General features: G+C 70.1%; 7 protein-coding genes. 6 read left to right on the top strand and 1 reads right to left on the bottom strand.

Translation table 11 applies throughout. From position 1 onward, the window contains the following. Positions 1–169: 169 nt before the first annotated feature. The gene (locus GA0070614_RS17875; protein ID WP_088977036.1) at positions 170–916 is read right to left on the bottom strand and encodes a Fic family protein; all 747 of its coding nucleotides are present in this window, start codon (positions 914–916) and stop codon (positions 170–172) included. Between the two features lie 535 nt (positions 917–1451). Between GA0070614_RS17875 and acs the strand changes: the two genes are divergently transcribed. From acs to GA0070614_RS17845, 6 genes are all read left to right on the top strand, one after another. Next, positions 1452–3416 carry an acetate--CoA ligase gene (gene acs, locus GA0070614_RS17870; RefSeq protein ID WP_088977035.1) on the top strand — a complete coding sequence of 655 codons (1965 nt, stop codon included), beginning with the start codon at positions 1452–1454 and terminating at the stop codon, positions 3414–3416. Positions 3417–3644: 228 nt separating this feature from the next. Then, a complete protein-coding gene (locus tag GA0070614_RS17865) occupies positions 3645–6452 on the top strand; it encodes an immune inhibitor A domain-containing protein (protein WP_172892458.1) in 2808 nt (935 codons plus the stop codon). Between the two features lie 374 nt (positions 6453–6826). After that, on the top strand, positions 6827–9133 hold the full coding sequence (locus GA0070614_RS17860) for an immune inhibitor A domain-containing protein (RefSeq protein ID WP_088977033.1): 2307 nt from the start codon (positions 6827–6829) through the stop codon (positions 9131–9133). A 331-nt stretch (positions 9134–9464) separates the two neighbouring features. Further along, on the top strand, positions 9465–11852 hold the full coding sequence (locus GA0070614_RS17855) for an immune inhibitor A domain-containing protein (RefSeq protein ID WP_088977032.1): 2388 nt from the start codon (positions 9465–9467) through the stop codon (positions 11850–11852). Positions 11853–12066: 214 nt separating this feature from the next. Continuing rightward, entirely contained in the window at positions 12067–12483 is a 417-nt protein-coding gene (locus GA0070614_RS17850; protein WP_197701341.1) for a hypothetical protein, read from the top strand. A gap of 76 nt (positions 12484–12559) precedes the next feature. After that, complete coding sequence (locus tag GA0070614_RS17845; protein WP_088977031.1) at positions 12560–13492, top strand: alpha/beta fold hydrolase; 933 nt, start codon at positions 12560–12562, stop codon at positions 13490–13492. The last annotated feature ends 1 nt before the right edge of the window (position 13493 follow it).

Genomic DNA, 13493 nt, shown 5'->3' with positions numbered 1-13493 from the left:
GCCGCGCCGGGAGACGGCACCGACCGGACCCGGGACACGGCACCGGCCGGGGCCAGGGAGACAGAGCCGACCGCGCCCGGGACACGACGCTGACCGGGGTCCGGGCGACGACGCTAGCCGGGGCCCGGATGACCGAGCCGACCACAGCCGGAAACCGAGCAGATCGCGCTCAGGAGGCGGCCAGCACCTCGTCGCCGATGACGGTGAGCTGGTCCGCGCCCACCTCGATCGCCGACATGTAGTGCCGGAGCCAGGAGCGCAGCCCGTCCGGGGTGCCGGTGGCGAAGGCCCCGGCCGCGCCCACGTACTCCGGCTCCCGCTCACGGTGCCCCACGTCGACGGCGACCAGGCCGCGCGGGTCGAAGCCGCGGGACATCAGCACCAGCCGGGCGGCGGCCCGGGCGACCACGCCGGACGGCCCGGCGAACGGCCGCAGGTTCAGCAGTTCACCGTGCACCACGGCGGCGAGCACCAGCGGCGGGACGGTGGTGCCGCCGGCGACCAGCCCGGCCAGCCCGTCGAGCCGGGCGGCGACCACCGGGTCGGTGACCGGCCGGCCCAGCTCGGTCTCGGCGACCACGTCGCGGGCGGCGAGCACGTGCAGCTTCGCCAGGGCCTGTCGGGGCGCCTTCGGCCACAGCTCGCTGAGGCCGGGCAGCGCTCCGGCGACCCGCAGCGCGCCCTGGAGCACCGGCTCGGTGACCGTGCCGGCGCGCACCTCCTCGCGCTCGTGGGCGTACCCCTCGAGGGCGGCGCTGGCCACCGCGGACCGGAGGCTGACCTCGGCCGCGACCTGGCCGCCGTGCCGGCGCAGCGCGCGGTGCCGCATCGCCTGGTCGACCCGCTCGCGGGCCCGCTCGACGGCGGGGGCGATGTCGGCGAGCGCGAGCAGCGGGGCGAGCGGATCGGTGGTCACCCCGCCACGCTAGCGACCCGCACGCCCCGGCCGGGCGGCACCCGCCCGGAAGGCGACCGGCGCCACGGCCGGGCCGACGCCACCCACTTCACGGCCGGGCCCACATGCCGACGCCACAGCCGGGCCGAGGGCCGACGCCACGGCCGGGCCCACGGGGCCGGCGCCGGACCCCGAGCCGCTGTGGCGCACCGGGTCGCGCTCTCCCGTCGGACCGCCCGATCCCGCCGGACACGGGCACCGGCCGGCAGCGTGACCTGCCGGCACGGAGCACGGGACGCGCGCGAAACCGGGGCCGACGAGCACCCGGTACGCGCGGACGGACGGGCGCGCGCCGCCGGGCGCGCGACGGTGTCCGCTGGGCGCGCGACGGCCGACGGAGCTGTCGCGGCGGTCGCGGGCCGCGACTAACCTCACCCGGGTAGGAGACGCAGGTCACGCGACGAAGGAGTCACCGCATGAGCGAGCGAAGCGAGCGAATCATCAGGCTCAGGGTGCAGGAGCCTCATGGCGTCGCCGAGCGAAGCGAGGTGGCGGCATGAGCGAGGCCCTGGCCAACCTGCTGAACGAGACGCGTCAGTTCCCGCCGCCGGCCGCGCTCGCCGCGGCGGCCAACGTCACCGCCGAGGCGTACGGGCGGGCCGACGCGGACCGGCTCGGCTTCTGGGCCGAGCAGGCCGGACGCCTGACCTGGGCGCGGCAGTGGGACCAGGTGCTCGACTGGTCGAAGCCGCCGTTCGCGAAATGGTTCGTCGGCGGCCGGTTGAACGTGGCGTACAACTGTCTGGACCGGCACGTGGAGGCCGGCCGGGGCGACACGGTGGCGATCCACTGGGAGGGCGAGCCGGGTGACACCCGCACCCTCACCTACGCCGACCTGCACCGGATGACCTGCCAGGCGGCGAACGCGCTGACCGAGCTGGGGGTGACCGCCGGTGACCGGGTGGCGATCTACCTGCCGATGGTCCCCGAGGCGGCGGTGGCGATGCTGGCCTGCGCCCGGATCGGCGCGACCCACAGCGTGGTCTTCGGCGGCTTCTCCGCCGACGCGCTGACCAACCGGATCCAGGACGCCAGCGCCAAGGTGGTGATCACCGCCGACGGTGGCTACCGCCGGGGCAAGCCGTCGGCGCTGAAGCCGACGGTGGACGAGGCGGTGGCGAACTGCCCGTCGGTGGAGCACGTGCTGGTGCTGCGGCGTACCGGCGAGGAGGTGGCCTGGTCGGAGAAGGACCGCTGGTGGCACGAGACGGTGGAGACCGCGTCGGCGGAGCACACCGCCGAGGCGTTCGACGCCGAGCACCCGCTCTTCATCCTCTACACCAGCGGCACCACGGCCCGGCCGAAGGGCATCCTGCACACCACCGGCGGCTACCTCACCCAGGCGTCCTGGACGACGCACGCGGTCTTCGACCTGAAGCCGGAGACCGACGTCTACTGGTGCACCGCCGACATCGGCTGGGTCACCGGGCACTCCTACATCGTGTACGGGCCGCTCTCCAACGGCGCCACCCAGGTCATGTACGAGGGCACCCCGGACACCCCGCACAAGGGCCGGTTCTGGGAGATCGTCGACAAGTACAAGGTCAGCATCCTGTACACCGCGCCGACACTGATCCGCACCATGATGAAGTGGGGTGAGGACATCCCCGCCGGGTACGACCTGAGTTCGTTGCGCCTGCTCGGCAGCGTCGGCGAGCCGATCAACCCCGAGGCGTGGATGTGGTACCGGCAGCACGTCGGCCGGGGCGAGCTGCCGATCGTGGACACCTGGTGGCAGACCGAGACCGGCGCGATCATGATCTCGCCACTGCCGGGCGTGACCGAGACCAAGCCGGGCTCGGCGATGACCCCGCTGCCCGGCATCGTCGCCGACGTGGTGGACGACCAGGGCCGGTCGGTGCCCAACGGCGGCGGTGGCTACCTGGTGCTGCGGGAGCCGTGGCCGTCGATGCTGCGCACCATCTGGGGCGACGACAACCGGTTCATCGAGACGTACTGGTCGCGGTTCGAGGGCATGTACTTCGCCGGTGACGGGGCGAAGAAGGACGACGACGGGCACATCTGGCTGCTCGGCCGGGTCGACGACGTGATGCTGGTGTCCGGGCACAACATCTCCACCACCGAGGTGGAGTCGGCGCTCGTGTCGCACCCGGCGGTGGCCGAGGCGGCGGTGGTGGGCGCCACCGACCCGACCACCGGTCAGGCGATCGTCGCCTTCGCCATCCCGCGCGGCAGCACCGACACCGCCGGGGAGGCGGGCGAGCAGCTCATCGCCGAGCTGCGCAACCACGTGGCGAGGACGCTCGGCCCGATCGCGAAGCCCCGGCAGATCATGCTGGTGCCCGAGTTGCCGAAGACCCGCTCCGGCAAGATCATGCGCCGGTTGCTGCGGGACGTGGCGGAGAACCGCTCGCTGGGCGACGTGACGACGCTCCAGGACTCCTCGGTGATGGAACTGATCTCCTCGGGCATGGGTGGCGGGAAGTCCGACGAGGACTGACATCGCACGCAGGCCCCCGGGGTGGGTGGCGGTCCGCACGGACCGTCACCCACCCCGGTTCCGTTTTCCGGGTACGAATCGTTCGGTCGGTGGAGTCGAGGCGGGCTGAACGGCCAAAGGCGCTCGTCGCCCCCTGTCGGACGGCTCCTTTCTCATTTAGGTTCAGCCGCATCGGCCGGATTTCGACGCGCGTCACTTCGACCCGCAGCCGGCGATTCCTCTCTCCCCATGCCCGAGAAACGGAGCGGCATGAACACCATTCCCCGATCCGGGTCACGCCGACGCATACTCGTCGCGCTGCCCGCCATCGCCCTCGCCGCCACGTCACTGACCGTGACGGGCAGCGCGGCAGCCCAGGAGTCCGGCCCCGCCCGGGCCACGATCGGCACCGACGAGTTCTACATCAACTACGCCGAGCCGGCCGTGCAACCGGACACCGACGGCAAGGAGGTCAAGGGCAAGGGCGGCATCCACGCCCCGGCCGTCGACGAGGCCCGCGCGTACGACCGCAAGTTCGCCCGGGGCAACCCGGTGGCCGCCCGCCAGCTCGCGAAGACCGAGGCGCAGGCGATCAGGACCGGCAAGAACCCCCGGCAGATCAAGAACGCCAAGGGCACCCAGACCGCCAAGCTGCTGACCCTGCTGGTGGAGTTCAACGACCAGGCCAACGACGACTTCACCGACGTCATGGTCCCCAAGACGGTCTTCGAGGACCGGAGCTGTGTCCTCGGCACCGTGCAGAACGGACCGAAGCACAACAACATCCCCGACCCGGCCGCGCTGCCGCACCTGGACAACAACTCGATGTGGGTGCCGGACTTCTCGCCGGAGCACTTCGACAAGATGCTCTACACGAAGGAGGGCATCACCGAGCGGGTCCGCAAGGACCTGACCGGGCCGGACGGCAAGCCGGGCATCAGCCTGGCCGGCCGGACCATGCACAACATGTACCTGGAGATGTCCAAGGGCGCGTACACGGTGGACGGGCAGGCCAGCCCGTGGATCACCGTGCCGCACTCGGAGGGCTGGTACGCGGCGTCGCGCTGCTTCCGGGACGAGAACGGCAACTGGGTCGCCGGCCGGCAGCAGTCGATGAACGGCCACCCGGACAACCCGCAGGGCGCGGGGCGGCTCGCCACCGACGCCATCGACACCCTCGCGAAGATGGACCCGAACTTCCCGTGGGCCGACTACGACATCGAGGACCAGGGCGACCGGGACGGTGACGGCAACGTCTTCGAGCCGGACGGCGTGATCGACCACCTGGTGCTGGTGCACGCGGGCCAGGGCAAGTCCCGCGGCGGCGGCGCGGAGGGCGTGTACGCGGTGTGGGCGCACTCGTCGTCCATCGCCGGCGGCTACACCATCCCCGGCACCGACCTGCAGGTGTCGAACTACATCGTGCAGCCGGAGGACGCCGGGGTCGGTGTCTTCGCCCACGAGTTCGGGCACGACCTGGGCCTGCCGGACCTCTACGACACCTCCGGCAACGCCGACTCGGACGTCGACTTCTGGGACCTGATGGCGTCCGGCTCGCACTCGGGCGAGATCTTCCAGGCGCTGCCGACCCACATGGGCCTCTGGGACAAGTGGGTGCTCGGCTGGGCCGACCCGCTGACCATCGCGCCGGGCAGCGACCCGCGTGACGTCCAGCTCGGGCAGACGTCGCGCACGCCGGTGGGCACCAAGGACGGCATCAAGATCAACCTGCCGAACAAGGTGGTCACGCTCGCCACGCCGCACAGCGGCGCGAACATGTGGTACTCCGGCGCCGACCAGGACTGGGCCGACGTGAAGCTGAGCCGCCAGGTGGCGGTGCCGGCGGCGGGCGACGCGAAGTTCTGGATGTGGAACAACTACGTCATCGAGGAGGACTGGGACTACGGCTTCGTCGAGGTCTCGACCGACGGTGGCGCCACCTGGCGCGAGCAGAAGGTCTACGACGCCGCGGGCAAGCTGGTCAGCACCGACGACGACTACGCCGACCCGAACGGCCGCATGGTCGACTTCGGCAACAAGAAGTACGGCCTGACCGGTGACACCCACGGCTGGCGCCACGACTACGTCGACCTGTCGGCGTACGCCGGCACGACGGTGCAGCTGCGGCTGCGGCAGGCCACCGACGAGGCGTTCCTCGAGCGGGGCTGGTTCGCCGACGACTTCTCGGTCACCGGCGGCGGCGCGACCACCTGGAGCGACGACGTCGAGGGCGGGGCCAACGGCTGGACCCAGACCGGCGGCACCTTCGTCGACACCACCGGCGCGGGCTGGCGCATCGACGGCGGCACCAGCATCCAGGCGCACTACTACCTGGCCGAGTGGCGCAACTTCGACGGCTTCGACAACGGCCTGAAGTACGCCTACGACACGGTCTACTCGCGGGACGCCTGGAAGGTGGACAAGCTGTCGTACAACGCCCCGGGCATGCTGGTCTGGTACCGGGACACCGCGCTCGGCGACGTCAACCACGTCACCGCGCAGCTGACCGCGCTGCCCAGCTACGGCGCCAAGGGCGGCCTGCTCATCGTCGACTCGCACTTCGACCCGTACCGCCGGCAGGGCGCGGCGGCCGCGAAGGACCCGTCGACGCTGGACAACCTGCCCAGCCGGCCGCAGTCGGCGAACGCGGCCTTCTCGCTGAACTCCACGTACCCCTTCAAGGAGTGCCTGGAGGCGGCGGACGAGCCGTACAGCGAGTACTGCACCGACTTCGCGGCGCAGCCCGCGGTGCCGGTCTTCACCGACAGCAAGGGCTGGTACCCCGGCATCGAGGTCCGCGACGGGCGCCTGTTCGCCCGGGACAACGACGCCTCGGTCGTGCTGCCGTCGCGGGGCAACGCGCCCTACACCACCCGGATCACCAACCCGGACGGCTCCCCGGCGACCGGCCTGTACGGCACCGACCTCGGCTTCACCGTCCTCGGCACGGGCAACCCGGGTGACGCGGGCGTGGGCTACGGCGTGTCGATCAGGATCCTGCGGACCGCCAAGGACAACTCGTACGCGACCGTCCAGGTGACGCCCGCGACGAACTGATCCGTCCGCATCCGTCCCTCGGGACACACGGCGGGGCCCGGTGGTGAGCACACTTGCTCACCGGCGGGCCCCGCCTCTTACGCGCCCGGAACGTCCGCAGTCAATCGGTGTGACATTTTTCGGGGCTCCTTCGCTCCCCTAAGGGGACTCCATAATCACCATCACGCTAGGTGATCGTGGCCGAAACGTAACGTGAATCCGCCGCGATTCAGCCGGGCAATTCGAGCAGATTTGGTCCGTTTTGAAGCCCACTTCCTGCCGTAATTGACCCGTGACAACTGTCGAAAGCTCTGTCATCGTGAGTGACGCATCACATGACAGTGCCGGCTTCGGTCGTCCCCGTCATGTAACAGATCCACAAAGGAGGAGGACCTTTGAGGAGACGAGTCACAGCCGGCCTGGCCTCGGCTGCGGCCGCGCTGCTGGCGGCCGGTGTCGTCACGGCCCCGGCCACTGCCGCTCCGGCGGCGGAGCCGGCCCCCGGCGCCGACAAGGCGAAGCACGGCAAGGACAACCTCCCCGATCCGAAGGCGGATCAGCAGCGGGAGATCAAGAAGCAGGCCATCTCCGACCTGCTCTCCGGCAAGGCCAAGCTTCAGACGCGCAACGGCTCGAAGGTCATCCAGGTCAAGGACGACCTGTTCGTCGAGTACCAGCAGTCCCCGAAGACCGACCCGATCTTCACCATGCTGGTCGAGTTCGGCGACAAGACGGACCCCCGGACCGGTGGAGCTGCCGGCCCGGTCCACAACCAGATCCCCCGGCCGGACCGCAACTGGGACGGCAACTCGACCGACGACAACAGCACCCTGTGGCGGTCGGACTTCAACCGGGCCCACTTCCAGGACATGATGTTCGGTCCTGGGGAGTCGATGCGGGACTTCTACTTCAAGCAGTCCGGCGGGCGTTACACGGTCAACGGGGACGTCAGCGACTGGGTGAAGGTGCCCTTCAACGAGGCCCGGTACGGCAGCCCTGCCATCTCCGAGGCCGACGGGTACTGGAACTTCGTCAAGGACACCGCCACCGCCTGGTACGACGCGCAGAAGGCGGCGGGCAAGACGCCGGAGCAGATCAAGGAGTACCTGGCCCAGTTCGACATCTGGGACCGGTACGACTTCGACGGCGACGGCGACTTCAACGAGGCCGACGGCTACATCGACCACTTCCAGGCGGTGCACGCCGGTGAGGGCGAGGAGGCCGGCGGCGGCGCCCAGGGCGAGGACGCCATCTGGTCGCACCGGTGGGCCGCCTTCCCGAACCTCGCGGGCTCCGCGGGTCCGGCCGGCAACCTCGCCGGTGGCGTGCAGATCGGCGACACCGGGATGTGGATCCGTGACTACACCACGGAGCCGGAGAACGGCGGTCTGGGCGTGTTCGCCCACGAGTACGGCCACGACCTCGGTCTGCCGGACTACTACGACACCGCCGGCGGCGACAACGGCGTGGGCTTCTGGAGCCTCATGGCGTCCGGTTCGTGGCTGAGCCACGGCACCGACGACATCGGTTCCACCCCGGGTTACATGGACCCGTTCTCCAAGCTGTACCTCGGTTGGCTGAACTACTCGACCGTGGAGTACGGCAAGGGCAGCACCCAGGTGACCCTCGGCCCGGCCGGGGACAGCGACGGCCCGAAGGCCCAGGCCGTGGTGGTCAACCTCCCGCCGCAGACCCAGACCACCTCGTACAACACCCCGTTCGCGGGCTCGTACGAGTGGTGGGGTGGCAGCGCGGACGACCTGAACACCACGCTGACCCGGACGCTGGACCTGAGCGGCTCGACCTCCGCGTCGATCACCGCCAAGGCCTGGTACGACATCGAAGAGGACTACGACTACCTCTACGCCGAGGTGTCCACCAACGGTGGCGCCACCTGGGCTCCGCTGAGCAACTCGTCGATCGACGCCGGTGAGACCGGGGTCGACGGCTCCACCAGCGGCAACTGGGTCGACCTGACCTACGACCTGTCCGCGTACGCCGGGCAGACCGTGCAGTTCCGCTACCGCTACCAGACCGACGGCGGCGTGCACCTCGCCGGCGCGTTCCTGGACAACATCTCCCTCGTCTCCAACGGCGCGGTCGCCTGGACCGACGACGCGGAGACGCTGGCCGCCGAGTGGACCGCCAAGGGCTTCACCCGGATGACCGGCTCGGTCACCGACTCGTACCCCCGCTTCTACATCGCGGAGAACCGGTCCTACGTCGGCTACGACGACACCCTGCGCACCGGTGGGTACAACTTCGGATTCGGCAACACCCGGCCGGACTTCGTGGAGCGCTTCGCGAACCACCCCGGCATGCTGGTGTGGTACGTGAACCTCGCGTACGGCGACAACAACACCTCGCAGCACCCGGGCTACGGCCTGAACCTGCCGGTGGACGTGCGCCCCGGCAAGATCAACGTTGGCGGACAGGGCACCATCAGCAACCGTCGCAACGGCTACGACGCGACGTTCAGCCTGTACGCCAAGCCGGCACAGACCTTCCACCGCAACGGGGTGGCGGTCACCGTGCCGCAGCTCGACCCGACGCCGGTCTTCACCGACAACGGCATCAACAAGTACTGGAACAGCAACAACCCGTGGAACTCGGTGAAGGTGGCCGGCACCGGCACCAAGATCGAGATCCTGAAGCAGGGCACCGACCCGACCGACGACATGGTCGTGAAGGTCACCAACTGACCGATTGGTCGACAGTGGGGGCCGGTGGCACACGCCACCGGCCCCCACTGTTTTGCGCGCCATCGCAATCTGATCGAAATCTGTCACTGCGAATACCGCGCCGGCAGGTCTTCCCAGCTCACAGCCGTTGATGAACAGCGGATGTGTGACGGTGAAAAGCATTCCCATCAAGAAGTTGCAACAAATCGACGCGGGCGTCTTCCCACCGGTCCCGGCAGTGTCTATGTTCACCATGAGTCCCACTGGTCCCACCAGTCGGACGCATTCACCGGCCCGTACCCCCGTTGGGCCGGTTCCCTCACACCGGAGGTACCACGTGCGCAAAGTCGCAGTGGGTCTGCTCGGGCTCTCGCTGACGGCGACAGGACTGGTGACGGGCACGTCCGCCAGCGCCGCGCCGGCGGCGAATTCGCCGGCGACCGCCCCGTCGACCGCCGAGCACGCTCACGTCGATCACGATCTGCCCAACCCGCTCGAGACCAAGCGGCGGGCACTGCGTCAGGAGGGCCTGAGCGAGGTCCTGTCCGGCAGGGCCAAGGCGCAGAAGATCAACGGCAGCACGGTCGTCAAGGTCGGCAAGACCCAGGCCGAGGGGCGTAGCGCCCGGACGTTCGGGGCTTCCACCCCGACGCAGGACCAGTACGTCGAGCTCTCCCGCGAGCAGACCGACCGGATCTTCGTGATCCTCGCGGAGTTCGGCAACGAGCGGCACCCGAACTACCCGGACCAGGACACCGACCCGGACACCCCGGGTCCGACCCGGTTCGACGGGCCGCTGCACAACGAGATCCCGAAGCCGAACCGCGCGGTGGACAACTCCACCGTCTGGCAGGCGGACTACAGCGCTGACTACTACCGCAAGCTCTACTTCGGTACCGGTCAGGGCGACGAGTCGCTGAAGCAGTACTACGAGGCCCAGTCCTCGGGTCGCTACAGCGTCGAGGGCAAGGTCACCGACTGGGTCAAGGTCCAGTACAACGAGGCCCGGTACGGCCGCTCGGGTGGCTACCCGTGCGGCTCGAACGTCTGCACCAACACCTGGGCGCTGGTCCGCGACGCCGCCAACAAGTGGGTCGCCGACCAGAAGGCGCAGGGGCGCTCCGACGAGGAGATCGCCGCCGACGTCAAGGCGATGGACCAGTGGGACCGCTACGACCACGACGCCGACGGTGACTTCAACGAGTCGGACGGCTACATCGACCACTTCCAGATCGTCCACTCCGGCGGCGACGAGGCCGACGGTGACCCGTACCAGGGTGAGGACGCCATCTGGAGCCACCGCTGGTACGCCTTCGCGTCCGACCAGGGTTCGACCGGCCCGGCCAACTTCCCGGCCGGCGGTACCCAGATCGGCAACACGGGCGTGTGGATCGGTGACTACACCATCCAGCCGGAGAACGGCGGCCGCAGCGTCTTCTACCACGAGTACGGCCACGACCTCGGTCTGCCGGACGACTACAACGTCACCAACGGTGGGGACAACAACAACGAGCACTGGACCCTGATGGCCCAGAGCCGGCTCGGCGCCAAGAACGACGGTGGCATCGGCGAGCGGGGCGGCGACCTCGGCGCCTGGAACAAGCTCCAGCTCGGCTGGCTCGACTACGAGGTCGTCGTGGCCGGCCAGAAGCGCACCCTGGAACTGGGCCCGCAGGAGTACAACTCCGCCAAGGCCCAGGCCGCCGTGGTGGTGCTGCCGCAGCGCGAGTACACCTTCCAGAACGGCAAGCCGTTCGAGGGTGAGAAGCAGTTCTTCTCGGGCAACGAGGACGACCTGAACACTTCGATGACGCGGACCATCGACCTCACGGGGAAGAGCAGCGCCACGCTGTCGATGAAGGGTCGCTACAACATCGAGGAGGACTACGACTACCTCTTCTTCGAGGCCTCGACCGACGGTGGCCAGAACTGGTCCACGCTGCCGGGCACGGCCAACGGCAAGGCCCTCAAGGAGATCTCGGCCGGGCGCTTCGCGCTCGACGGCTCCAGCGACGACCAGTGGGTCGACGTGACCATCCCGATGGACGCGCTCGCCGGCCAGGTCGTGCAGTTCCGGCTCCGCTACCAGACCGACGGCGGTGTCTCCTCCGGCGGCTTCTACGGTGACGCGATCACCGTGACCGCCGACGGGCAGACCGTGCTCAGCGACGGTGCCGAGGCCGGTGCCGAGGGCTGGACCCTGAACGGGTTCAGCATCCAGGCCGAGACCTACACCCGCCTGTTCGACAACTACTACATCGCCGGCAACCGGTCGTACGTCTCGTACGACCAGTACCTGAAGACCGGCCCGTACTACTTCGGCTACGCGAACACCCGCCCGGACTACGTGGACCACTACGCGTACCAGGAGGGTCTGCTGATCTCCTACTGGAACACCCGGTGGGCGGACAACGACACCTTCGAGCACCCGGGCGAAGGTCGTAACATGATCATCGACGCGCACCCGCGGCCGATCTACAACCTGACCGGGCAGCCCTGGCGGGCCCGCGTCCAGGTCTACGACGCGCCGTTCAGCCTGAAGAAGGCGGACTCGTTCACGCTGCACATCAACAGCCAGCCGCAGTACATCCGGGGGCAGGCCGCGCAGCCGCTGTTCGACGACACCAAGAAGTACTGGTACGAGGAGCTGCCGAACCACGGCGTCAAGCTCCCGGCCACCGGCACCAAGATCCGCGTCCTGGAGCAGAACGGCACCTCGCTGAAGGTCCGCTTCTCCTGATCCGCTGATCACCGCACCACCGATGCCCGGGCAGGGTCACCTGCCCGGGCATCGCCCTTTCCCCACCCGGACCAGCCCGATCACGCCACCCCGGGAACCGACGGGGCCGCCGCCGCGTCCGAGGGGTGTGACACCACGTACCGTCGGCCTGCCGGCCGCGCTCACGCTGGCCCTGCTCGTACCCCTCGCGGGCTGTGCCGGGAACGGAGACACCGTGTCCGAGGAACCGACGCCCGGCGCCACGTCGCCGTCGCCGTCCCTGCCCGCCGAGGTCCCCTCCGGTACGCCGTCGGCGCAGCCGCCGTCCGGCCGGCCGGTCCCCTCCGCCGGCCGCCCCACCCCGCTCTCCGCCACCGAACTGCCGACCCTGCCGCCGACCCCGACCCTGCCGAAGACGCCGACCGACAGCCGCCGCACCGACGTGCTCGCCGGCCGGATCGTCCGGGGCGGCGACGGGCCCTGCTACGGCCTGGTCACCGACGACGGCCGGGAGTACGCCCTCTACGGCGCGGGGATGGGCACCTACGGCACCGGCACCACCGTCAAGGTCACCATCTCCTCGGCCGTGCCGAGGATCGACTGCGGGCCCGGCATCCCCGCGAGCATCGTGAAGATCAGCCCGGTCGGCTGACCCCGGCCGAGCGGTCCCGGCCACCCGGCGCATCGGCGGAACGGACCACCGGCACCGGGGCCCTAGGCTGTGGCACATGACCGAGCAGCGTGGCGGGGCCGTCGACGAGTCCTGCGTCCTGACCGAGGGGCCGTGGACGCACCGCTTCGTCGGCGCGAACGGCAGCCGGTTCCACGTCGTGGAGGCCGGGACCGGACCGATGGTGCTCTTCCTGCACGGCTTCCCCGAGTACTGGTGGGCCTGGCACGAGATCCTCCCGGCGGTCGCCGACGCCGGCTTCCGGGCGGTCGCCGTCGACCTGCGCGGCTACGGCGCCAGCGACAAGCCACCCCGGGGGTACGACGGCTACACCCTCGCCGCCGACGTCGCCGGGCTGATCCGCGCCCTCGGCGAGCGGTCCGCGACCGTGGTCGGCACCGGCGCGGGCGGCCTGATCGGCTGGACCGCCGCGTCGTTCCACCCCACCCTGGTCCGGCGGCTCGTGGTGCTCGGGGCACCGCACCCGCTGCGGCTGCGCGCAGCCATCTTCGCCGACCCGCGCGGGCAGTTCACCGCCTCCACGCCGACGCTGAAGTTCCAACTCCCCCGCTACGAGCACGTGCTGACCCGGGACGGCGGAGCCGCCGTCGAGGAGATCCTGCGCCGCTGGGGCGGCCCCCGCTGGACCCACAGCCCGGACTTCGAGGCGTACGCGCGGTGCTGCCGGGAGGCGATCCAGATCCCGCAGGCCGCCTTCTGCGCGATGGAGGGCTACCGGTGGGCGTTCCGGTCGGTGCTGCGGCTGCACGGCTACCGCTTCGTCCGGCTGATGCAGAAGCCCCTCGTCACGCCCACCCTGCAACTGCACGGCGCGCTCGACGCCGCCTCGCTGCCCCGGACCGCCCAGGGCTCCGGCCGTTACGTCAGCGCCCCGTACGAGTGGCGGCTGCTCGACGGGGTGGGGCACTTCCCGCACGTCGAGGCCCGCGAGGTGGTGCTCGGCGAGATCCTGCGCTGGACGAAGTCCTGAC

This window comes from Micromonospora coxensis (assembly GCF_900090295.1).
Taxonomy (GTDB): domain Bacteria; phylum Actinomycetota; class Actinomycetes; order Mycobacteriales; family Micromonosporaceae; genus Micromonospora; species Micromonospora coxensis.
Note: the sequence above shows the minus strand (reverse complement) of the source record. Positions and strands in the feature narration are given on the sequence as shown.